A 21,578-nucleotide genomic window follows, 5' to 3' on the forward strand; every position below is an offset into this window, starting at 1 on the left:
GGTTAGGCACCTCCGGTGGGCTTCTCGACGATGTACACGCCGTCCTGGAAGACGCGCGTGTCCTTGTCGGTCACCTTCGTCAGCTGTTCGATGTCGGCGGCGGTCTGCCCGACGGCCTCCTTGTCGGAGCCCGTGAGCCGTACCGTCTCGCCGTCGACCTGTACGTCCGTGTCCCCGCGGATCGGGGTGCGTCGCTGTGCTCGCTCGCCGAGGAAGTTCTCGATGACGACCTCGTCGCCCTCCACGGTCACCTGCATCGGGAAGTGGGCGTAGTACACTTCCATCGTGTACTCCCATCCGTCGGTGACGCCGTGGACCATGTTGGCGACGTGGCTCTCGAAGGTGCCGACCGTGGCGTTCGTCTTCGCGTCCTCGTTTTCGGCGGCGATCGCGACGACACCGTCCTCGACCGTGACCTCGACGTCGGGGTACCAGAGGCGTCGCGTGACGCTCCCGTTGGGACCCTCGACGGTGAGTTCGAGGTGGTCGGTCTCGGCGGAGACGTCGTCCGGAATCTCGATTTCGACTCTGTTCATTGTTAGTAGACGTATGCGATCACTTGGCCACCGATGCCCGCTTCGCGGGCCTCGTAGTGGCTCATGACGCCGTGGCTCGTCGTGACGATGAGCGTCCCGTAGTCACGGGCGGGGAGGTATCGCTTCTCCCACTTCTCGAACTCGTCCGCGCCCGCGGAGTAGCGGGGCTTGACGGCGCCACACTCGTTGATCGCGCCTTTCAGTTCGACCTCGAACTTCCCGGCTTTCCCGTCGTCGACGTACTCGAAGCCGTCGACGTACCCGCGGTCGTAGAGGACCTCGAGGACGGAGCCGATGATGTTGGAGGCGGGCTCAACCGTGTACGACAGGTGGCCAACGCTCTCGGCGTTGTCCATGCCGGCGAGCGCGTTGGTGAATGGATCGTTTCCTGTCATGATTAGCTGTACTTCTCGAATCCCATGTCTCGGGCGACCTCGCGGAAGCACTGTCTGCAGAGGTTGATGTCGTACTTGCCGACAAGTCCCTGCTCGCGGTCGCACCGCCGGCAGGTGTGCCGGGAGTCGGTGCGTTTCGCCGCGTGCTCGCCCGTGTCGTTGTTCGCTTCGCTCATTCCGTTACCTCTACGTCGAAGTTGGTCTCGAGGAACGCGGCCGCGTCCTCGACGGTCATCCGGTGTTTCACGGGGATAGACGACGTCGCCTTGTCCCGCTTTGACACGCGGTAGCCGGGCCGGACGATCGTCGTCGTCACGTCGAGCCCGTAGATGCCGATGTTGGGGTTGTACTCCTGGCTCGGGAAGTCGGTGTGGTCCTCGACACCGAAGCTCAGGTTGCCGGTGTCGTCGAACTGGCTGCGGGAGATCTCGGTGACGTCGAGCGCGGTCGCGAGGAACTCGTGTGCGTCCTCGCCCCGCAGGGTCACCTTGACGCCGATCGGGTCGCCCTTGCGGATCCCGAACTCGGCGATGGTGCGCTTCGAGGTGGTCCGGACCGACTGCTGGTCCGTAATCTCCTCGATGATCGCCTCGGCGTCGGCGAGGGGTTCACCGCCCTGTCCGACGCCCATGTGGACGACGACCTTCTCGAGATACGGCTCCCGCATCTCGTGGGGGGCGCTCTCGGCTTCACTCATCCGAATCACCCGCCTCCTCGGCGTCGTCGCCGGTGAAGTTCTCGTCGATGACGACGAGGTACTCCTCGACCGTCTCGTAGCCGTCCTCGTCGTCGCCGACGAAGACCGTGTTCGAGCCCGAGCCGAGCGTGACGTCGATGTCGTCGACCTCGCCGATCCGGCCGGCGTGCTGGCCGGCGACGGCGGTGACGAGGGCGCCCTCTTTGTACTCGAAGTGGGCGACGACCTCCTTGGTCTCGTTGTCGACGACGATCGAGTCTTTGGTGTCGTACGGTGTGTCCGCCTCGACGCGGACGTTCGCCCCGTCGTGGAGCGTCAGCTGGACGGCTCCGCCGGGGACGACCGACTTGTTCGTTATCTTCCCGAGCCGGCTGCCCGCGGCCTCCTCGTCGACGGAGGTCAGCGCGAGCCGACCGCCCTCGTCGGGGAAGACGCGGAAGAACTCCCCGCGCTCGGGGAACGCCAGGATGTCGAACATCCCGATCGGACGCTGCTCGTCCGAGACCGCGTCCCCGTTGACGAGGACCGAGTCGTTGTTCAGCGCGTAGCGCGCCTCCTTCGTCGAGTCGACGTAACCGAGCACGTCCCGCAGCAGGACGACGAGCGGAACGCCCGCCTCACCGTGCGGGCCGGCGCCGGCCTTGACGGTGAACGTGTCGGTCTTGCGCTCGACGGGCCAGGAGTTCGGTACTGACAGTCGCTTCTGGTGTCGCGTCATTCGTTATCCTCCTGGAGCCGCGCCTCCCGGCGCTCGTCTTCCAGGTCCAGCTCGATCACCCGGACGTTACTCGCCGGGATGGGACGGGGAACCTCCTCCCCGTCAGCCTTCTCGACGGTGACGTCCTCGACGGTGATCCGCTCCGCGGACAGGTCGACGGCGACGACTTCCGCCTCCGTCCCGGCCGCGTCGCCGCGGAGCACCTCGACGGTGTCTCCGGCGTTGACGCGGACGTTCCGCTGTCCGTACTCCTCGCGGAGGTCGTCCGTGAGGGTGGCTCGGACCTGGTTCTGCCGCTCGTGGAGCGGCGCGGTCTCCGACCGTTTTCGCTGTTTGCGTGGCTGTTTCGTCATGATCAGACGATCATCGTCGCGGTCGAGGCGATGCTCCCGAATCGTTCGGCGACCTCGCGGGCGACGGGGCCTTTGATCTCCGTGCCCCGCGGCTCCTCGAGGTCGTCGATGATGACGGCCGCGTTGTCCTCGAACTTCACGCGGGTCCCGCTCGGACGGCGGATCGGCTTGCGCTGGCGGACGACGACCGCCTCCAGCACCTGCCGCCGCATCTCCGGGGTCCCCTTGGTGACCGAGACGGTCACCTTGTCGCCGATACCTGCCTTCGGGTGGCGGTTCTTGGTGCCGGAGTAGCCGGCCACCGAGATAACCTTCAGCTCACGCGCGCCGGTGTTGTCGGCGCACGTGATGAGCGAGCCCTTCGAGAGCCCCTGCGTGACGTCGGCCTTGAGCGCCTCCATCACTGATCACCCGACAGGTTCTCGACGACGACGTGGGACTTCGTCTTCGAGAGCGGTCGCGTTTCCGCGATTGTCACTTCGTCACCGACCTCGAGCGAGTCGAGCACGCCCGGCACGTGGGCCGGGATGCGCGAGCGACGCTTCATGTACCGGTCGTATTTCGGTACGAACACGTCGTATTCTCGCTCGACGATGACGGTCTTTGCCATGTCCGTCGACACGACCGTTCCCTCGCGGGTCTGGCCGCGGACGGAGAGCTGCCCGTAGAACGGGCACTTCTCGTAGTCGTAATCCTCCGGGTTGTCTGGCTCCGGAGGCGTGGGTACGTCGATTCCTATCGCCATTGTGTGACACCTCGTTCGGTGCGTTCGGCGGGTCGATGCCGCAACCGATCGCCATCCACCGTTACGTAGACCGCGTCTTTGCACTCGCCGCGGTGGCTCGCCGGACCCGCGTCGTCACCGGTGACGACGCTTTCGGACCCGGACGGGCCAGACTGACGGGGGCGGACCCCCGTAGTATCCGACCCGAGTTGGGGCGCGGACCCCGACGACTCGGCGTCGTCGGCGGCTTCATCTGTGCGGACGCTCGGGACATCGACGACCCCGAACTCCAGCGTCGCGCCCGACTTGGGCACGCGCTTGTCCCCCGACGGCGTTCGGACCACGAGGGTGCCGAACGTCTCGGACAGCACGCGGCCGGCGATGCCCGTGTGGGCGTCGCTGGCGGCGTCGACCACCCGAACCGGGAGGCCGACGAGTTCGTGCCGAACGAGTGTGTCGGGGGTAATCATCGTTATTCGTCGTCGAAGTCGCCTTCTTCCGCCTGGATCGTCTTGATCCGCGCGATGGTCTTCTTCAGCTCCTTCACGCGGCCCGGACTTTCCGGCATGCCGCCGGCGGCGCGCTGCGCCTTCGAGTTGAGCAGCTCGGTCTCGAGCTCCTCGAGCTCGACCTGACGCTCGGCCGCCGTCATGTCGCGGATCTCGTCTGTGTAGAGGATCGCCATTTACTCGTCCTCCTCTTCGTCGTCCGCGGCTTCCATCTCCGCGACGAGGTCGGCCGCCTCCGACTCGATCTCCTCGTCGAGCTCGTCGATATCGTCCGCCTCGGCGCCGCCGACCGGCTCCTCTTCGGCGACGTCCGTCGCCTCCGTGGCCGTATCCTGCGTCTCCTCGACGACCTCTTCGACGACCTCTTCGTCGATGAGTTCGCTGGGGTCCTCGTCGGGCACCTCGACGTCCTCGTCGTCGCCGACATCCGGCACCTCCTCCGGCTCCTCCTCGAGGAGCGCCTCCACGCTCTCGTCGTCGCCCGCGGCGGCCTGCTCGACCTCCGGGACCTCGGCGTCCTCGCGGACCTCGAAGTCGTCCGGGAGCTGCGCGCCCGGCGGGATGATCTTCACGTTGACGCCGATCGTCCCGAGCTTCATCACCGCGACGCCCTGGCCGTGGTCGACGACTTCCTGTGCGGGCTCGCCGTTGTGCTTGATGTAGCCGCGGTTGAACTTCTCGACGCGCGAACGCGCGCCGGTGACCTTTCCGGAGAGGACGATCTCGGCGCCCAGCGCGCCCGCGTCAATGATCCGGTCGATGGTCGTGTGACCGGCCTTCCGGAAGTACCAGCCGCGCTCGAGGGCGTTCGCGAGACGGTCCGCGACGATCTGGGCGTTCAGGTCGGGCTCGTCGACCTCCTGAACGTCGATCTGCGGGTCGTCCATGTCGAAGCGGTCCTCGAGCTCGGTGGTGATCTTGCGGATGTTCTTCCCGCCCTTCCCGATCACCATACCGGGCTTTTCGGCCTTCAGGACGATCTGCGTGCCCATCGGCGTCTTGGCGACGTCCATGCCGCCGTAGCCGGCTCGGCCGAGCTCGTCCGCGAAGAACTCGTTGATCTGTGAACGGCGCAGGCCGTCCTCGATGAATTGGTGTTCGTCAGCCATTATTCGGCAGCCTCCGGGTCTTCGATGATGAGCTCGACGTCGGCGAGGGTGGTGTTCCACTGGGTGGCACCCGCCGCTCGCGGGTTCCGCCCGGGTCGCTCACCGACCTTGTGGGGGGCGACGTGTTTGATGACCATCTCGTCCCCGTCGAACCCCTGCTCGGTCGCGTTGTTCTTGACGTTCTCCAGAAGCTTGAGGAAATCCTTGGCGGCCTTCTCGGGATACCGTCCCGCGTCCCAGCCGTCGATGTCGGAGCGGTGGCCCGCGCCGGCGTTGTGCTGGCGCATCGGCACCGGGGTCTCCTCGTCGATGACTTCCTGCAGGAACTCCTCGGCGTCGGCGACGGTCTCGCCTTTGATCTCCCGGGAGATCTCCTTGCTATCCTTCACGCTGATGGGCCGGTCGCGGAGCATCCCCTTGGCGGTGGTCTCCGGGTCGGCCTCGACGCTGTAGTTGATTCCCATGGGTTACTTGAGGGGCACGAACTTCGAGGACCGGGTCGCGCCGATGCCGGCCTGACCGTGTTCGACGGTGCTTCGCGTGAGGTGGAACTCGCCCAGGTAGTGTCCGATCATCTGGGGTTCGACCTGCACGCGTTCGAAGCTGTGTCCGTTGTACACGGAGAAGGTGACGCCGACGAACTCCGGAAGGACCGGCATGTCGCGCAGGTGCGTCCGGATCGGGTCGTCCGCCGTCGTCTCCTTGTCGCGGGTCCGGGCCGTCTCGAGAAGCTTCTCCTTCTCGACGCTCAGCCCTCGCGTGATGCTTCGCCGCTGGCGTGCGGGGAGCAGTTCCGCGACCTCGTCTACGTCCATCTCCTGCAGCTCGTCGAGCGAGTGACCGCGGTAGGCGAACTCCTTGCCATCGCGGCCGGTTCGGTAGTTGGAACTCATTTGTTGCCACCTCGTCCGGTGCTCTTGGATGCGATGTCACCGACCTTGCGTCCCGGCGGGGCGTCCCGCGAGACGGACTTCGGCTGGCCGGGGTGTTGGCGACCGCCCCCGCCGAAGGGGTGGTCGACGGCGTTCATCGCGACGCCGCGGACGCGCGGGTATTTGGTCCCGCGCGCCTTCATCTTGTGGTACTTGTTGCCGGCTTTGACGAACGGCTTCTCCGTCCGACCGCCGCCCGCGACCACGCCGATCGTGGCGCGGCACTGCGGGTCGAGCCGCTTCACCTGCCCGCTGGGGAGCTGGACGACCGCGACGTCGCGGTCGTGGGTGAGAAGCGTCGCGGACACGCCGGAGGCGCGCGCGAACTTCCCGCCGTCCCCGCGGTTGCTCTCGACGTTACAGACCGGCACGCCCTCGGGGATCTCCGCCAGCGGGAGCGTGTTCCCGGGCTTGATCTCCGCGCTCACGCCGACCTGAATCGTCTCGCCCACGCGCACGCCTTCCGGCGCGAGCACGAGCCGACGGTCGTCGTCCTCGAACTCGATCTCCGCGAGCGGAGCCGAGCGGGCGGGGTCGTGTTCGATCCCGACGATCTCGCCGGTGACCGTGTCCACGTCCTCGAGCTTCTTGTGCGACAGTTCGGCCTTGTAGCGGTGGGACGGGGCCCGGAACGTCGGGCCGCCGCGTCCACGCCGCTGTCCTTGAATTCGTCGTCCCATATCAGAACACCCCGATGCGCGAGGCGATTTCGGTCGCGTCGTCGTCCTCGGAGAGCGTGACCGTCGCCTTCTTCTTGCCCTTCGAAGTCACCTGCGTGTTCACGTCGGTGACGGTGACGTCGTAGCGGTCCTGCACTTCGTCGCGGACCTCGGGCTTCGACGCGTCGACGTCGACGAGGAACAGCAGCTTGTTCTTGAAGTCCATCTCGTTCATCGCCTGCTCGGTGACGAGCGGGTGCTCGATGACCGAGTTCATCGCTCGGCAACCTCCTCGACGGCGCTCTCGGTCCACAGCGTGAGTCGCCCCGGGTGTCCGCCCGGCGCGAGGTCCTCCGCGTTGACCTCGCCCGCGGTCGCGACGTCGACGCCCGAGAGGTTCCGGGCGGCGCGGGACGGCTCCTCGCTGGTGACGACGAGGACGGACTTCGGCTGGCTGTACTTGCGACCGCGGGTCTTCCCACGGCCGGACCGAACGGAGCGACCCTCCTCAGCGCGCTCGATGTCGGCGTCCGCGCCGACGGCCTCCAGCACGCCCAGTGCCGCTTGGGTCTTCTCGAGGTCCTCGAACTCGTCGGAGACGACGAGCGGGAGGTCGAGGTCGTCGTCGAACGCGTGACCGCGCTCGGCGACGAGTTCGGCGTCCGCGGTGGCCGCGACGGCCGACCGGATGCCGAGCTGGCGCTCCTTGTCGTTCAGTTTCTTCGTCTGGTCCTTCTCGGCCTTCGGGGGGTGCGCGGCGCGGCCCGAGACGGCGCTCGGGACGCGGCGGGCGACGTTCTCGGAGCGCGGGATGTGCGCGAGCCCGCGCCCGGAGCCGAACGACTCCGCGGGGGTTCGCAGCCCGGCGAACTCGTCGGCACCGTAGGCCTGCTTCCGGTTAGCCTGTGCGGCGGAGACCGCCCGACCGATGATGTCCGGTCGGAACGCGGTCTCGAAGATCGCCGGCAGCTCGACGCTGCCCGCGTCCCCGCCGTCCAGGTCGTGTACTGTTGCGTTCATGTATTATCCCTGGTTGGATGCGGTGGATACGTACCGGACCTCGGGGTCGAGGCGCGGCTGGTCGTTCGGCCGGATGGCCGGGCGGAATCGCAGCAGGCGCTGGTCCGGTCCCGGCAGCGAGCCCTTGATGAGCGCGTACTCGCCGTCGACCTCGCCGTAGTTGACGAAGCCGCCGTCGACGGAGGCGTCGTCGCCCTCGCCGAAGTCGATGAGGCGCTTGTTGAGCTCGGTGCGCTGGTGGTAGCCGGTCTGCCCCTGCTGGGGCACGGTGGAGCGAACGCGGGAGGGGTTCCACGGACCGAGGTTGCCGATCCGGCGCCGCCATCCCTGGCGGGCGTGTTTGCCCTTCCGCTTCTGCACGCCCCAGCGCTTGACTGGACCCTGGGTCCCCTTCCCCTTCGTGATGCCCGAGACGTCGGTGTACTGACCGGCGCGGAAGACGTCGCCGAACTCGTGGGCGCCGCCCTCCCCGACGAGGTCGAGGCCGAACTCGACGCGCTCCTCGAGGGAGCCGCCGCCGACTCGGGTCTCCATGATGTCGGGCTTCTTCTTGGGAACGTTCGCGAGCTCCGAGGGGGCGGTGTGCGTGATGACGCGGACGTCGTCGACGACGTCGTCGTTGAGCAACGCGCGCAGCTCCTCCGCGTCCTCCTCGAAGGTGTCCTCCGCCGGGAGGTCGAGGGCGCGGTCGAGCTCCTCGTGGAACTCGGTCGCCCAGACCTCTTCGACCGGCTTCTTTCCGTACGCCGTCTGTTCGTAGGCGCGCAGGGCCACCGCGTACATCGGCGGCGTCTCGACGACCGTGACGGGAACGGACTCCTCCATCCCCTCACGCGGCGAGTTGGCCTCGTCGTTGACCATCACGACGTGTGTCATTCCGGCCTTGTAGCCGGCGAACCCCTGCAGCGCGGGGGCTCCGTCGTCGTCGGGCCACGAGCGAATGCGCGGGACCTCTCGGTCTGCGCGGGTGCGCGGGCCGTATCCCAGCGAGCCTTTTCGTGGTCGGCTTGGTTGTGGCATGTGTTTACTCCGTGAGTGTGAGCGAGCCGAGAGTCACGAACAGAGCCTCCTCCGTTCGGACGACCTCGCTGCTCTGTGCCGGGATCGTGTTCAGCCAGAGGTCGAACCCCGGATCGGGTTCGACCGGGCGGCCGTCGGCAACGGCCGCCCGAATGCTGTCGGGCGAGAGCCCGAGCATCTCCGGAAGCCCTCGCTCGGGCGAGCCGAAGGCGACGGTGTAGCCGCCGGCCTCCCGCGCGTCCGAGACGATGCCGCCGAGCCGCGAGACGGAGAGTTCCTCCCCGTGTCGCGACGTCGCGACGGCCAGTCCGTCGCCGGCGAGCGCTTCCGACAGGTCCGCGTCCACGACCTGGAAGCCCGCCTCGGGCTTCCCGGTGATGCGGGCGCGGACCGGTTCTCTCGAAGAGACCCTGATGGTGACGCGCTCCCCCTGCTCGATCTCCATTCCGGAGGGAACGAGCAGGGAGATCGGGTGTTCCCGCAGCGGGGAATTGACCCGGACGCGGCCTTCAGGTCCGACCTCGGTCACGAGTCCCTGTGTTTTCGACTCTTCCCCGCTAGGGGTCGAGCCGGTCCGCCACGGCACGCGGAGCGGCGGGAGCACGCCGGCGTACCGGAGTTCGTCGCGCTCCCCCCAGAGGTCCTTCCGGAGCTCCGGAGGGGTCGCGGCGTACCCCAGCACGGTCCGAACGTACTCGCCGCCCCGTCGCCGCTCGCCGTTCCCGTCGGGGAAGACGACCAGTCGATCCGCCCGGAACACCGCCGCCGCACGGGCGACGTAGCCGAGTTTGCGAGTCGCCTCGCGATCGTCCTCGGCCTCCCGGACGACCGAAGACGGGACACAGATCGTGAGTCCGTCTTCGGTACGCATCGTGGCGAGACTGTACTCCTCGATTTCGGACGGCACCGTAAAAGCATAGCGGTCCCGTTTTCGGGCTGTGGCGCGTTCACACGGGGTCTGGCGGGCGTTTCGGCCTCGAGCATCGAGTGACTCCGTGACACGATCCGAGGGCGGCCGGCGGCGTCAGGCCGGGACGATCCGCGCGACCGGCGCGTCGCCCGCGTCGACGGCGAGGTAGAGGTGACCGGTAGAGGGCTCGACCGCGAGCGCCCGGACGCGCCAGCCGCGGTCGGCGAGCAGGGGGTCGCGCTCGGTGACGTCGGCGTCCGTGCCCGCGCCGTCGACCGTGAAGCGACCGAGGTACTCGGCTGCGAGCGTGCCGGCGAACAGGTCGCCCCGCCACGCGGGGAACGCGTCGCCCTGGTAAAAGACCGCCCCGCTCGGCGGGAACCCGCCGGAGCCGCACGGCCAGTAGTGGACCGGGGCGACGACGCCGCCGCGCTCCTCGTGGCTCGGAGCCACGGGGTCGTCGGTGCCGTATCGACACGCCTCGCTCGCGATCGGCCACCCGTAGTTGCCGCCGCGCCCGACGACGTTGATCTCGTCGCCGTCCTCCTCGCCGTGCTCGCACTGCCAGATCGCCCCGGTGTCGGGACGCACGGCCATCGCCTGCGGGTTCCGATGGCCGTAGCTGTATATCGCGTCAGCCGCGTCCGGCTCGTCGACGAACGGGTTGTCGGGGTGAGCGTCGCCGTCGGGCGTCAGCCGAAGGGTCGACCCGAGCTCGTTCGAGCGGTCCTGCGAGGCGTGGTCCGAACTAAAATCCGTGTCGCGCCGGTCCCCGACCGTGACGAACAGCGCGCCGTCGGGGCCGAACGTCGCCCGCGAGCCGAAGTGCTGGTCGGAGTCGACGGTCGGCCGGGCGACGCGGATCGGGTCGAAGCCGTCGAGCGCGAGGGAGTCGCTGGCGTCGAGCGAGAGCCGGCCCGCCCCGACGTGAGTCGCCGACTCGCCGGCGTCGTTCGCCGCCGCGTAGGTGAGGTAGACGCGCGGATCGTCGGGGTAGTCGGGATGGATCGCGACGTCGAGGAGCCCGCCCTGTCCGGCTGCGTGGACGTCCGGCAGGCCCTCGACGACCGAGCGGGAGCCGTCCTCGGGGTCGACGAGCGAGAGCCGACCGGGGCGCTCCGTCACGAGGAGGCGGCCGTCCTCCGGGACGAACGCGAGCCCCCACGGGTTCTCGAACCCCTCCGCGACGCGTTCGACCGCGTACTCGACGTCGTCGCCGTCGTCGGAGGGGACGTCGGGGTCGCCGTCTGCACCGCCGGCCGTCCCGCCGTCACCGAGACACCCGGCCAGCGGCAGGGCGGCGAGGCCGCCGGCGGCTCGGAGGACGCTGCGTCTGTCGACGGGAGGGTCAGTCGGTCGGCGTGTCATGGAGGTCGTCTCTGTGTGCGTGTTGGTCGCGAGGCCGATGACGTTTCCGGCCGTCGAGTTCGGTCGGGGATTCCGCTCGGCCGACCGTCGTTCGGAACTCTTATATCTCCGACTCGGGCTATACGCAAACGCGAAGCACGCACCGGTAGTGTAGTGGTATCACGCAACCTTGCCATGGTTGCAACCCGAGTTCAAATCTCGGCCGGTGCATTTTCTAACTGACTCCGTCAGTCAGCGTTCGCTTCACTTCGTTCAGCGAACTCCCGAACGAAGTGAGCACAATCACCGAGAGAGATCTTAACTCAGAAAGGCTCGGTCGCTCGTATATAAACGGCTGACTCCAGATCGGTGGTGGACACTGCCAAAGCCCCAGCCGCGAGGACTCGGTGCGGTCGCTGCGGTCCTCAGTCGCTCGCGTTGTCGCCGGCGCTTCGCGCCGGCTGCTGGAGGGACTTCCGGTCCCTCTCTGCTCGCTCTTTGCGGTCCTTGCTTCCCGCGCCTTCGTCCTCGCGGCAGCGAGGCGCTTCGCGCCTCTGGCAGCCGGCGGCAAAGCCGCCGGCGACTGCCCCTTTGAGTCCCACCCCATCCTGCTCCGCAGAGCACCTCACGCCTCCCCAGCCTCGTCACCGGCGCGTAGCGCCGGTTGCAAGCGAGAGCTCCGCTCTCGCCCTGTCGGCCGGCCTCCGCATTGCTCCGGCCGCCCGACTCCAGCGAGGGACCGGAGGTCCCTCTGGCAGTCGGGCTTCGCCCGACGACCTCGCACGCGCTCCTCGCGCCCGGTGGGCGCTCGAAGGCGCGCGCCACTGCGTTCATTTATAAATGATCGTCGCCGTCGCTCGTGTCCTTTAAATGCTACTTCGCTGCCGACGACTGTGACACACGCTCCCGCTATCGAACGCCGCTGTGTCCGTACTGACCTGGCAGTATCAGGATAGATCACTCCCTGAGGGTTCCAACGGCTCCGATGTTCCCCGACCGGTAGTTTCAATCGGCGATCCGCCGAACCCTGCGACGTGACCGTACCAACGAAGACGCTCCCGAGCGGCGCGGAGCTGCCGGGGCTCGGCCTGGGCACGTACGACCTCGACGACGACGAGACGGGCGACAGCGTCCGCGCGGCGCTCGACGCCGGCTACGCGCACGTCGACACGGCCGAGGGGTATCACAACGAGGACGTCATCGGCGACGCCCTCGCGGCGAGCGACGTCGACCGCGACGACGTGTTCCTCACCTCGAAGGTGCTCGCGAAGAACCTCAACTACGAGTCGGTGATCGAGTCGTGCGAGGCGTCGCTCGACCGGCTCGGTACCGACTACCTCGACCTGTATCTCGTCCACTGGCCGAACCCGGCCATCTCGCTGCGCGAGACCCTCAGAGCGATGGCGGAGCTCCGCGAGCGGGGGCTCGTCCGCGACGTCGGCGTCTGCAACTTCAGCGCCTATCAGCTGAGCTGCGCGCACCACGTCTCGGACGTCCCGATCGCGGTCAACCAGATCGAGTTCCACCCGTGGTTCCAGCGCCCCGACCTCGTCGACTACTGTCGCGAGTCGGAGACCGTGATCGAGGCGGCGGCGCCGCTCGCGCGGACGGGCGTGTTCGGCGACGAAGTCGTCGCCGAGCTCGCCGAGACGTACGGGAAGAGCCCCGCGCAGGTCGTCCTCCGGTGGGCGGTCGACAGTGGCGTCGTCCCGCTACCGCGGTCGTCGACCCCGGACCACGTCCGGGCCAACGCCGACCTCGACTGGGAGCTCGACGCGGCCGACCGTCGGCGGCTGGACGAGCGCGACCGCGACGAGCCGGTGTACGACACCCCGGCCCGCGACTGGACGAGCGACGTGTACGGGATCGAGCAGTGACTGTCTCCCGGCCTCAGGCCGCGTCGTCGCTGAGATCCACCGGGCGCCCGGTCTCGGCCGATTTATAAATTCCGTCCAGAGCGCGCGCGTCCGTGAGCGCGTGCTCGCCGTCCGGGTGGAACGGCTCGTCCGCGAGCAGCTGGTGGCCGAAGTACGCGAACTCCTCTTCGATCTGGTGGACCTGATCGAAGTCGACGTCGACCCGGGTCCCGTCGCGGACGACGGCGAACCCGCGGTCCTCCCGCTCGTAGAACGCCGGGTCCAAGATCAGCCTGGCGTCCGTCCCGGTGACCTCCAGCCGGCTCGCGTGCTGCGCGTTCTGGCTCACCGTGCAGAGCGCGTCGACGTCCCCCGGGAACTCCAGCCGGAACGTGGCGTGCTCGTCGACGTCGGCGAACGCCTCGTGCTCCGAGCGGGTCCGCCCCGACACCCGCTCCGGGTCGGCGCCGAGTACGAACCGGATCGTGTTGAGCGGGTAGACGCCCAGGTCCATGAGCGCGGACCCCCCCGACAGCTCGGGGTCGAGCCGCCACTGGTCGGTGTCGCCGCCGAGCTCGCCGAGCATCGTCTGCGACATCGTCGCGTGGACGTGGACCACGTCGCCGGCGACGCCGGCGTCGAGGAGCTCGCGGAGCCGCCGGACGGCGGGATCGGTCTGCATCCGGTAGCCGACCATCAGCGGGACGCCGGCGTCGCGACACGCCTCTACGAGCCGGCGGGCGCGGTCCAGCGTCGCCTCGAGCGGCTTCTCACAGAGGACCGCCTTCCCCTGCTCCGCGGCGGCCCGAACGTACTCCAAGTGGGTCGCGTTCGGCGTCGCGACGTACACCGCGTCGTACGCGTCCGCGGCGGCGCCCGATCGGAATTCCTCTGGGGTGACGCCGGTCACGTCGCGCTCGGCGGCGACCGCCTCGACGGCGCTCCCGTCGACGTCGGTGACGACGGTCGCCTCGGTGTACGGCGACCGCGCGATCCCCGGCAGCGCCCAGTCGCGGGCGAACCAGCCGAGGCCGACGACGGCGACCCGAACGGGGTCCGTGACGGCCCCCGGGTCGAGCGTCTCCCAGTCTCGGCGCGTGAACTCGTCGAGGTACTCCGCCAAGTCGCTTTCCATACCGAGAAGTCGGCGTGGGGGCGTGAAATAACCCCGGCGACGCGAAGGACGAAAATTATCGTGAACCGGTCACCACGGCCCGTCGTAGTTCACCCGCGGCCGGTCGACGTCGACCCCGAGGTCCCGGAGCGCTGCGGTCGCATTCTGGACGGGCGAGGGGGCCGGCCGGTCGAGCGCGTCCGTCGTCGCCTCGGCGAACCGGACGGTCCAGTCCCCGCCGATCACGACCGTCGCGCGACGCGGAATCCGAGAGTGGCCCTCCCACGACTCCGCGACCAGGTCGTACGAGTCGGCGATACCGCCGTGGAAGTCGGAGACGACGGGGAAGGGGAGGTCGAACTGGTCGGCGTACGCGAACCCCGAGTACAGCGAGTCGCCGGTGAGCGCGACGACGGCGAGGTCGCCGCGGTCGTGCCAGCCGGCGTCCCGCACCGCGGCGAACGCGGCCGTACACGTGGGCACGAAGTTCGCGGGGGCGAAACAGAGCGCGACCGCCTCGTGGCCGTCGACGAGGCGGAACAGCTCCAGCTCCGCGGCCGTCCCGCCGGTGACGGCGGGGGCGACGAAATCGGGGGCCTTGACGCCGACGTCTATCACGGACGACAGTTGCGGACGCGACTGATAAACGCTCGCCCCCGACCCTCCGGTTCGACCGGCCGTGCGTGAGACCGAAAAATAAACCGGTCAGATCGTGCTATGACATCTGAGAACACCGCTCACGGTGTAAGAGCTATAGGTGTGGCGCACCGAGCGGAGCCGTGTTCAGCGCCCACGCCGCGACCGCGCTCGCCCTCGTCGACAGCTACGGGGCCGTCGCGGTCTTCGCCGTGTTCGCGCTCGAGGGCGCCCTGGTCGGGAAGGTGCTCCCGGCGCGGACGCTGTTCGTCGCGGCGGTCGTCGCCGCCGGCGTCGAGGCGCTCGCGGTCCTGCCGGTGTTCGCCGCGGCGGTGATCGGCGCGACCGTCGGCCAGTCGGTCGTCTTCGTCGCCGTCCGCCGGTTCGACGTGGATCCGACGTCACTCCCTCTCGTTCCGGTCGGCGACGGCGTTATCGACGGCGTGAGCCGCTGGTTCGACCGGTGGGGCCTCCCCGCGGTGGCGGCCTCGAACGCGGTCCCCGGCACGCGCGGCTGGCTCGCCGTCCCGACTGCGAACGCCTCTGCCGTCTCCGCCCCGCGGTTCGCCGCCGCGTCGCTGGTCGGGTCCGCCGCGTACGTCGGCGCGCTGCTGGCGGTCGGGGTCGCGGTGGCGCTCGGCTTCGGGAGCGCGGCCGAGTTCCTCGGCGCCGAGTGGGTCGCCGCGTTATAAAACGACCGCCTACCCGGCCGTCTGTTTTTAAATAACCGTTCCGTGCTTTCTGTCCGGCAGGTCCTTCTCCACGTCCTCGTAGAACGCGAAGCGGGCCGCGAGCTCATCGCGGAGCGTCGACGGCGGGACGATCTCGTCGATGACGACCTCGCTGGCCATCCGGTGGATGTCGATGTCCTCGCGGTACTCCTCGCGCAGGCGCGCCTCCGTTTCGGCGCGCTCCTCGGGGTCGTCGATCGCGGCGAGCTTCCGGGCGTAGACGGCGTTGATCGCGGCCTCGGGACCCATGATTCCGATCTCGCCGGAGGGGAGCCCGATCACGCTCTCGGGGTCGTAGGCGGGCCCGCCCATCGCGTAGATCCCCGCGCCGTACGCCTTCCGGACGACGACGGTCTGCTTCGGCACCGTCGCGGAGGAGGTGGCGTAGATCATCTTCTTCCCCTTCTCCAAGATGGCGTCCTTCTCGACCCCCGAGCCGGCCATGAACCCCGGCGTGTCGCAGAGATACAGCAGGGGGACTTCGTAGGCGTCGCAGGTCCAGATGAACTCGGCGGCCTTCTCGGCCGCGTCCGGGAAGATGGCGCCCGACCGCTCTGTCGGCTGGTTGGCGACGACGCCGACGGGGCGCCCGTCGATCCGGCAGAACGCCGTGACGATCTCCGGGCCGTACCCCTCCTTCAGCTCGAAGACGGACTCCGCGTCGGCGATCCGGTCGAGCAGGTCGCGGGCGTCGTACGGGCGGTTCGGCGACTCCGGGATCAGCTCGTCGATCCCCTCGGGCGAGTATTTGGGCGGCTTCGTCTCCCGTTTCGGCGGCTTCTCGCCGGCCTTATCGGGGAGGTACCCGATCAGGTCGGCGACGAGCTCGCGGGCGTGCTCCTCGTCGCGGGCGACGAGGTCGGCGGAGCCGGACTCCTCGGCGTGGACGCGGGGTCCGCCCAGCTCCCCCATCTCGATCTCCTCGCCGGTGACCATCTTCACCATCCGGGGCGAGGCGATCGCCATCGCCGACATGTCCTCGACCATCACGGTGAAGTCGGCGAAGACGGGCGTGTAGGCCGCGCCGGCGATACAGGGGCCGTAGAGGACGCAGATCTGCGGCACCGCGCCCGACAGCATCGAGTGGTTGTAGTAGTACTTCCCGATCCCCTCGCGGTTGGCGAAGAAGCCGCTCTGCTGGTCGATCCGTCCCCCCGAGGAGTCCATCAGGTAGAGCACGGGCTTGCCCGTCTTCAGCGCGCGCTGCTGCATCCGGAGGAACTTCTCGACGCCCTTCGCCGCCATCGACCCTGCCTTCACGGTGAAGTCGTTGGCCATGAAGTGGACGTCGCGCCCCTCGAACTCGGCCGCGCCGGTGAGGAGGCCGTCCCCGGGGAGGCGGTCGCTGCCGGCCTCGTCGCCCTCGCCGTTCGCGCCTTCGCCTCCCTTGCCGCCCTCACTGCCCCGACCCGCTCGGCCGGGCGCGTTCGGGTGCCAGTCGTCGAATGCGGCGAACTTCCCGTCCTCGAAGTGAATCCCCGCGGGGGCGCCGTCGCTCGCGCTCGCGTCGCCGGCGCCTCCGGTCCCGCCCTCGCCGCCGAACCAGAGGTCGAGGCGGTCGCGGACGAACAGCTTCCCCTGCTCGGGGAGCCGCTCGCGGTACTTCTCCGGGCCGCCTTCGAGGATGTCGTCGATCTCGGCCCGGAGGTCGCGCTCGCGGTCGGTCGGCCCGAGGTCGTCGTCGAGGGGGTACGCCGTCTCGGGTGACTCGGCGCTCGCGGCGGGCTCCGCGCGCTCCCCGACGTGGACGTCGACGTCGACGCCGAGATGTTCGGCGAGCGATCGCGCGATCGCCTCGGCCTCCTCCGCCGTCGCCGCCGCGCCGACGTGGACTCTCATGGGCGCAAGACTTGCGGTAGATCCTAAACAGTTTTCCATGGGAGTCCGGCGTCGGCCGACGGACTTCCTTATAAAAGGTCGCGAGGCGCCCGCTCAGTCCAGCGCCGCTTTCAGCCGCTCGACCGGCCCCTCGTTGCCGACGTACAGCGGGACCCGGTCGTGAACGCCCTCGGGCTCGACGTCGAGGATGTCGATCTCGCCGTCGGTCGCGGCCCCGCCCGCGCGTTCGACGATGTACGCGATCGGGTTCGCCTCGAAGGAGAGCCGGAGCTTCCCGTCCGGCGCGTCGACGAGGGCCGGGTACGCAAAGACCCCGCCGTAGGTGAGCACCTGGTTCACGTCGCCGACCATGGCGCCGCCGTACCGGAGCTTCAGCTCGTCTTCGATCTCGCGGGCGTAGGCGGTGAACTCGTCGGGCCAGTCGGGGACGCGCCCGCCGAACCCGTAGACGAGGGGGTCCTCTGGGAGCCGCAGGTCGTCCTCGACGACCGAGCGGGAGACGCCGCCGTCGTCCTCCTCGATCACCTCCTCGTGGACGCCGTCCTCGTCGGCGACGACCATCGTCGTGATCGGGCCGTACAGCACGTAGCCGGCGGCGACGAGGTCGCGCCCGGTGGCTGGCAGCGGGGCGTCGTAGACGCCGATCACGGTGCCCATCGCGTTGTTCGACCGGAGGTTCGAGGAGCCGTCGAGGGGGTCGATCGCGACCGCGTAGGCGCCCTCGCCGACCGCCCCGCCGGCGTCGACGGCGGTCTCCCGCTCCTCGCTGACGAACGAGCCGACGCCGTCGACCGCGGTGAGCGCGTCGCCGAGGAGCTCGTCGGCGTACAGGTCACCGGCCATGACGCTCTCCCCGGAGGCGTTCTCCGTGCCGCTCTCGACGCGTCGGCCGGGGAGCGCGGCGCGAATCTCGGGGGCGGTGGCCGCGACCGCGTCGAAGACGGCCTCGACGACCGAGTCCGCGTCGGCGGGGTCGCCGACGTCGGCGTCGGGATCGGTCATCAGTCGTCGCTCGCGGCGACGGTCAGGGCCTCGGCCGGGTCGGCCTCCTGGAATATCACGGCCTCGAGCGCGTCGAGGATGCGCTCGGGGTCGTCGCGCTGGAAGACGTTCCGGCCGACGGCGATGCCGGTCGCGCCCGCGTCGACGGCGTTCGAGACGTTCCGGAGGAAGTCCCGGTCGTCGCGCATCGTCCCGCCGGACATCACGACGTCAGCGGGGCCGGCCATCTTCACGGCGTCGCCCATCGCCTCGGCCGACCCGGGGTACTTCACCTTCACCACGTCGGCGCCGAGCTCCAGGCCGAGGCGCGCGCCGTACGAGATGACCTCCGGGCTCCCGTCGTTGCGAAGCCCCTGCCCGCGGGGGTACGACCACATGACGACGCCCATATCGTGTTCGCGGGCCCCCTCCTGCGCCTCGCGGAACTCCTCCGCCATCTCGATCTCGTTGTTCGAGCCGCCGTACACCGTGAACCCGACCGCGTCGGCGCCGAGTTCGGCCGCGTACTCGGCCGTGCAGTTGACCGCGCTGTCCGGCTCGCCCATCCAGAGGTTCGAGGTCCCGTTGAGCTTCAACAGGAGGTTGACCTCGTCCTCGTAGTCGGAGTAGTACGCCTCGGCGAGGCCCTTCTGGACGGCCAGCGCGGTGACCGCCTCGTGGGTGGCGAGCTCGAAGATCCGCCCGGGGTTCGCCGTGTCGGGGTTCGGTTCGAAGTCGACGGGACCGTGCTCGATCCCGTGATCGTACGCCAGTATCAGTGACTTACCGTCCCGCGAGATGTCGTCGGTGGCGTGAGGAAGCATCAGTTCATACTCCCGTTACATCAATAAAAAACGCTATGGTGGTTTTGGCGGATGTAAAGAAACGAATCCGACAGGCTCGGCCCGCTTCGCTCGCGTTTGAGGCGTATTCTCAGTGTTCGTAATTACTACTCAAATAATTAATTATCTGACGGCCGAAACGAATGTCGCCCCGACGTGACCCGATCGGCCGCGGAGCCGCAACGCCTGCGGGGCCGTGACGGTCGCGGAGTCGCAATACTTACCAGCCGCGGCGCGACAGCGACCCCCATGCGAGAGCTATCCGACGTCGACGTCGTCGGCGTGGTGGGAGCCGGCACGATGGGCAACGGGATCGCGCAGGTCGCCGCGACCGCGGGCTACGAGGTCGTGATGCGCGACATCGAGGACGAGTACGTCGAGCGCGGGCTCGACAGCGTCGACGACAGCCTCGGCCGGCTGGCGTCGAAGGGCGCGCTCGACGAGGAGCCGGCGGCGATCCGCGACCGGATCGCGGGCACCACCGACCTCAACGACCTCGCCGACGCCGACGTCGTCGTCGAGGCCGCGGCCGAGGAGATGGACGTGAAACGGGACGTCTTCGCCGACCTCGACGAGGTGACCGACGGCGACGTCGCGCTCGCGACGAACACCTCGACGCTCTCTATCACGACGATCGCGAGCGCCACGGACCGCGCGGGCGACGTGATCGGGCTCCACTTCATGAACCCGGTCCCGATCATGGACGGCGTGGAAGTCGTCGTCGGGGAGCGCACCGCGGACGCGGTCACCGAGTTCGCGCACGCCTTCGCCGCGGACCTCGGCAAGGAGACGTGGGAGTCGGACGACAAGCCCGGCTTCGTCACGAACCGAATCCTGATGCCGTGGATCAACGAGGGCGTCCGCGCCTTCGACGAGGGCGTCGCGGACAAGGCCGACATCGACCGCGGGATGAAGCTCGGGACGAACGTCCCGATGGGGCCCCTGGAGCTCGCCGACCACATCGGGCTCGACGTGGTCCTCGACGCCAGCGAGACGCTCCACGACGAGCTCGGCGACCGCTACAAGCCGGCCTATCTGGTCAAACGCAAGGTGGAGGCCGGCGACCTCGGGAAGAAGACGGGGCGCGGGTTCTACGAGTACGGCGACGAGTAAAGCGGGCGGAGTGCGGGCGGCTACGCGCTCTCCGCGTCCCGGTCGTCGTTCGCGGTCCACCGCCGCGCCCCGGGCAGGAAGCCGACGATCCCGGTCACGTAGCCGAACCGGAACAGCCCGAGCTGCGAGAGCGCGCCGAGGGCGAAGACGGCCAGGAAGGCCGGCGCCGCGACGTCGAACAGGAGCGGCTCGACCGACGTCCGCGCGGCGGCCGCGTCCAGCGTCGCGGGGGTGATCGAGCGCGACGCGAACGCCGCGCCGATGAACGCGGTCGAGACGACGAGCGTCGTCCGGCTCAGGACGAACCCGAACAGCGCGCCGACCGCGACGCCGGCGAGCGTCGCGCCGACCAGGAGGAGGGTCCCCTCGATTCCGGCCGCGTCGGCCGCGTACAGCGGCCCGACCGCGAACCGGCCGGCGAAGCCGCCGACCAGTCCGCCGATGGCGACGACGGCGAAGGAGAGCCCGGCGTACGCGAGGAAGCCGCCGACCGCGGCACCGAGGGCGACGCCCGCGGCCGTCAGGACGAGGCCGTCGACCGCGACGAGTCCGGCGAGGCTCGGCGCGGCGAGGTAGCCCGCGCCGCCCCCGACGAGCAGCCCGGTCAGCGTGACGGCGTAGACGGAGACCGCGGCGCCGACGAACGCGAGGAGCAGGCCGGCGAGGACGAGTCCGGCGTTGACTGGGGTGAGCATGCGGTCGTCTTTTTTCGGGTAACAGTTAAAAAGGCCCGTTCCGGGCGGCGACCGCGTCGCCTCGGTAGTTCGGCGTCACCGCGCTGGCGGCGTCAGCGCACTTCGGCGTCACCGCGCTGGCGGCGTCAGTGCCCTCTCGCCTCATCGCGCTGGCGGCGTCAGTGCCCTCTCGCCTCATCGCGCTGGCGGCGTCAGTGCCCTCTCGCCTCATCGCGCCCGCCGCCCCGCCTGCCGGTCGACGTGACGGGTGTACCCACCGACGCCGAGGCCGAAGCCGACGACGAGCAGCAGGAAGCCGAGCAGCCGGCTCGTCCCGATCGTCAACATCGCGAGGAGCAGGCCGAAGGCGAACGCGAAGACGCCGGCGACGACCACCGCGACGTCGACGAGCGGCGACGGCTGGACCGCCTCACAGTGCGGGCAGACCCGAGCGTCGCTCGGGATCGGTTCGTGGCAGTCGACGCAGCGGACGCGGTCGTTCGACACGCGAGGGGGTTGGCGAGTCACGGACTTATAAGCGATCGACTGACACTCCGGTGAGATTCTCCGAGCTTACTGTTGATCTCATATAAGTAATTCCCGTCTGATCGACGACGAACACTGCCAAAGCCCCAGCCGCGAGGACTCGGTGCGGTCGCTGCGGTCCTCAGTCGCTCGCGCTGTCGCCGGCGCTTCCCGCCGGCTGCTAAAGGGACCTCCGGTCCCTCCCTGCTCGCTCCCTGCGGTCCTTGCTTCCCGCGCCTTCGTCCTCGCGACTGCCCCTTTGAGTCTCACCCACCCACTCGCACCGCAACCGCAGCCTCACGCCTCCCCAACCTCGGCGGGGGGGGGGGGGGGGGGGG

At 69.1% G+C, this 21,578-nt stretch carries 29 protein-coding genes and 1 tRNA gene; 4 read left to right on the forward strand and 26 right to left on the reverse strand.

The features are described 5' to 3' along the window. Positions 1-2: 2 nt before the first annotated feature. From N5096_RS00430 to N5096_RS00520, 19 genes are all read right to left on the reverse strand, one after another. On the reverse strand, positions 3-536 hold the full coding sequence (locus N5096_RS00430; RefSeq protein ID WP_267662377.1) for a 50S ribosomal protein L6: 534 nt from the start codon (positions 534-536) through the stop codon (positions 3-5). A gap of 2 nt (positions 537-538) precedes the next feature. Continuing rightward, positions 539-931: a 30S ribosomal protein S8 gene (locus N5096_RS00435; protein ID WP_004597419.1), complete on the reverse strand. Its 393-nt coding sequence runs from the start codon at positions 929-931 to the stop codon at positions 539-541. Positions 932-933: 2 nt separating this feature from the next. Continuing rightward, on the reverse strand, positions 934-1,107 hold the full coding sequence (locus tag N5096_RS00440; protein ID WP_004597423.1) for a 30S ribosomal protein S14: 174 nt from the start codon (positions 1,105-1,107) through the stop codon (positions 934-936). After that, on the reverse strand, positions 1,104-1,628 hold the full coding sequence (locus N5096_RS00445; RefSeq protein WP_267662379.1) for a 50S ribosomal protein L5: 525 nt from the start codon (positions 1,626-1,628) through the stop codon (positions 1,104-1,106). The genes N5096_RS00440 and N5096_RS00445 overlap by 4 nt, the downstream gene beginning before the upstream one ends. Further along, entirely contained in the window at positions 1,621-2,346 is a 726-nt protein-coding gene (locus N5096_RS00450; protein WP_267662380.1) for a 30S ribosomal protein S4e, read from the reverse strand. Before N5096_RS00450 ends, N5096_RS00445 begins: the two co-directional genes overlap by 8 nt. Beyond that, entirely contained in the window at positions 2,343-2,699 is a 357-nt protein-coding gene (gene rplX / locus N5096_RS00455) for a 50S ribosomal protein L24 (RefSeq protein ID WP_123113266.1), read from the reverse strand. The genes N5096_RS00450 and rplX overlap by 4 nt, the downstream gene beginning before the upstream one ends. A 2-nt stretch (positions 2,700-2,701) precedes the next feature. After that, positions 2,702-3,100 carry a 50S ribosomal protein L14 gene (locus N5096_RS00460; RefSeq protein WP_094521931.1) on the reverse strand — a complete coding sequence of 133 codons (399 nt, stop codon included), beginning with the start codon at positions 3,098-3,100 and terminating at the stop codon, positions 2,702-2,704. Then, the gene (locus N5096_RS00465; protein ID WP_267662381.1) at positions 3,100-3,444 is read right to left on the reverse strand and encodes a 30S ribosomal protein S17; all 345 of its coding nucleotides are present in this window, start codon (positions 3,442-3,444) and stop codon (positions 3,100-3,102) included. The genes N5096_RS00460 and N5096_RS00465 overlap by 1 nt, the downstream gene beginning before the upstream one ends. Continuing rightward, positions 3,435-3,893: a ribonuclease P protein component 1 gene (locus N5096_RS00470; RefSeq protein WP_267662382.1), complete on the reverse strand. Its 459-nt coding sequence runs from the start codon at positions 3,891-3,893 to the stop codon at positions 3,435-3,437. Before N5096_RS00470 ends, N5096_RS00465 begins: the two co-directional genes overlap by 10 nt. Positions 3,894-3,895: 2 nt before the next feature. Continuing rightward, positions 3,896-4,108 (reverse strand): 50S ribosomal protein L29, encoded by a 213-nt coding sequence (rpmC, locus tag N5096_RS00475; protein ID WP_008847473.1) that lies wholly within the window; start codon positions 4,106-4,108, stop codon positions 3,896-3,898. Continuing rightward, positions 4,109-5,041 carry a 30S ribosomal protein S3 gene (locus N5096_RS00480; protein WP_267662383.1) on the reverse strand — a complete coding sequence of 311 codons (933 nt, stop codon included), beginning with the start codon at positions 5,039-5,041 and terminating at the stop codon, positions 4,109-4,111. It abuts the gene before it with no gap. Continuing rightward, positions 5,041-5,505, reverse strand: a complete 465-nt coding sequence (locus tag N5096_RS00485) for a 50S ribosomal protein L22 (protein ID WP_267662384.1) — start codon at positions 5,503-5,505, stop codon at positions 5,041-5,043. Before N5096_RS00485 ends, N5096_RS00480 begins: the two co-directional genes overlap by 1 nt. Positions 5,506-5,508: 3 nt before the next feature. After that, a complete protein-coding gene (locus N5096_RS00490; RefSeq protein ID WP_267662385.1) occupies positions 5,509-5,934 on the reverse strand; it encodes a 30S ribosomal protein S19 in 426 nt (141 codons plus the stop codon). After that, entirely contained in the window at positions 5,931-6,653 is a 723-nt protein-coding gene (locus tag N5096_RS00495) for a 50S ribosomal protein L2 (protein WP_267662386.1), read from the reverse strand. Before N5096_RS00495 ends, N5096_RS00490 begins: the two co-directional genes overlap by 4 nt. 1 nt (position 6,654) lies before the next feature. Further along, positions 6,655-6,909 (reverse strand): 50S ribosomal protein L23, encoded by a 255-nt coding sequence (locus N5096_RS00500; protein WP_267662387.1) that lies wholly within the window; start codon positions 6,907-6,909, stop codon positions 6,655-6,657. Next, positions 6,906-7,652 (reverse strand): 50S ribosomal protein L4, encoded by a 747-nt coding sequence (rpl4p, locus tag N5096_RS00505; RefSeq protein ID WP_267662388.1) that lies wholly within the window; start codon positions 7,650-7,652, stop codon positions 6,906-6,908. The genes N5096_RS00500 and rpl4p overlap by 4 nt, the downstream gene beginning before the upstream one ends. Positions 7,653-7,655: 3 nt before the next feature. Then, positions 7,656-8,672, reverse strand: coding sequence for a 50S ribosomal protein L3 (locus N5096_RS00510; RefSeq protein WP_267662389.1), 1,017 nt, complete (start codon positions 8,670-8,672; stop codon positions 7,656-7,658). Positions 8,673-8,676: 4 nt separating this feature from the next. Then, positions 8,677-9,543 (reverse strand): putative RNA uridine N3 methyltransferase, encoded by an 867-nt coding sequence (locus N5096_RS00515; RefSeq protein ID WP_267662390.1) that lies wholly within the window; start codon positions 9,541-9,543, stop codon positions 8,677-8,679. Between the two features lie 153 nt (positions 9,544-9,696). Next, complete coding sequence (locus tag N5096_RS00520; RefSeq protein WP_267662391.1) at positions 9,697-10,950, reverse strand: PQQ-dependent sugar dehydrogenase; 1,254 nt, start codon at positions 10,948-10,950, stop codon at positions 9,697-9,699. A 139-nt stretch (positions 10,951-11,089) separates the two neighbouring features. On the opposite strand from N5096_RS00520, the gene N5096_RS00525 reads away from it, so the two are divergent. Both N5096_RS00525 and N5096_RS00530 read left to right on the forward strand, forming a co-directional pair. Beyond that, positions 11,090-11,160 (forward strand) — tRNA-Gly (locus N5096_RS00525). Between the two features lie 803 nt (positions 11,161-11,963). Beyond that, positions 11,964-12,806: an aldo/keto reductase gene (locus N5096_RS00530; protein WP_267662392.1), complete on the forward strand. Its 843-nt coding sequence runs from the start codon at positions 11,964-11,966 to the stop codon at positions 12,804-12,806. A gap of 13 nt (positions 12,807-12,819) precedes the next feature. Here the strand turns inward: N5096_RS00530 and gfo6 are convergent, their stop codons facing one another. After that, entirely contained in the window at positions 12,820-13,920 is a 1,101-nt protein-coding gene (gene gfo6, locus N5096_RS00535; protein WP_267662393.1) for a D-xylose 1-dehydrogenase Gfo6, read from the reverse strand. Positions 13,921-13,989: 69 nt separating this feature from the next. Continuing rightward, complete coding sequence (locus N5096_RS00540) at positions 13,990-14,517, reverse strand: redoxin domain-containing protein (protein ID WP_267662394.1); 528 nt, start codon at positions 14,515-14,517, stop codon at positions 13,990-13,992. A gap of 161 nt (positions 14,518-14,678) precedes the next feature. On the opposite strand from N5096_RS00540, the gene N5096_RS00545 reads away from it, so the two are divergent. Continuing rightward, a complete protein-coding gene (locus N5096_RS00545; RefSeq protein ID WP_267662395.1) occupies positions 14,679-15,227 on the forward strand; it encodes a DedA family protein in 549 nt (182 codons plus the stop codon). A gap of 27 nt (positions 15,228-15,254) precedes the next feature. Here the strand turns inward: N5096_RS00545 and N5096_RS00550 are convergent, their stop codons facing one another. From N5096_RS00550 to N5096_RS00560, 3 genes are all read right to left on the reverse strand, one after another. After that, entirely contained in the window at positions 15,255-17,105 is a 1,851-nt protein-coding gene (locus N5096_RS00550) for an acyl-CoA carboxylase subunit beta (protein ID WP_267662396.1), read from the reverse strand. Between the two features lie 93 nt (positions 17,106-17,198). Next, positions 17,199-18,107, reverse strand: a complete 909-nt coding sequence (locus N5096_RS00555) for a class 1 fructose-bisphosphatase (RefSeq protein WP_267662397.1) — start codon at positions 18,105-18,107, stop codon at positions 17,199-17,201. Further along, entirely contained in the window at positions 18,107-18,910 is an 804-nt protein-coding gene (locus tag N5096_RS00560) for a class I fructose-bisphosphate aldolase (protein ID WP_267662398.1), read from the reverse strand. The genes N5096_RS00555 and N5096_RS00560 overlap by 1 nt, the downstream gene beginning before the upstream one ends. A 267-nt stretch (positions 18,911-19,177) precedes the next feature. Between N5096_RS00560 and N5096_RS00565 the strand changes: the two genes are divergently transcribed. Continuing rightward, complete coding sequence (locus N5096_RS00565; RefSeq protein ID WP_267662399.1) at positions 19,178-20,041, forward strand: 3-hydroxyacyl-CoA dehydrogenase family protein; 864 nt, start codon at positions 19,178-19,180, stop codon at positions 20,039-20,041. A gap of 20 nt (positions 20,042-20,061) precedes the next feature. On the opposite strand, the gene N5096_RS00570 is transcribed toward N5096_RS00565, so the two are convergent. Both N5096_RS00570 and N5096_RS00575 read right to left on the reverse strand, forming a co-directional pair. Beyond that, complete coding sequence (locus N5096_RS00570; RefSeq protein ID WP_267662400.1) at positions 20,062-20,736, reverse strand: phosphate ABC transporter permease; 675 nt, start codon at positions 20,734-20,736, stop codon at positions 20,062-20,064. Positions 20,737-20,943: 207 nt separating this feature from the next. Next, positions 20,944-21,222 carry a zinc ribbon domain-containing protein gene (locus N5096_RS00575; protein WP_267662401.1) on the reverse strand — a complete coding sequence of 93 codons (279 nt, stop codon included), beginning with the start codon at positions 21,220-21,222 and terminating at the stop codon, positions 20,944-20,946. Positions 21,223-21,578 lie beyond the last annotated feature (356 nt).

Source organism: Halorubrum yunnanense (genome assembly GCF_026586675.1).
In the GTDB taxonomy this organism is placed as follows: Archaea; Halobacteriota; Halobacteria; order Halobacteriales; family Haloferacaceae; genus Halorubrum; species Halorubrum yunnanense.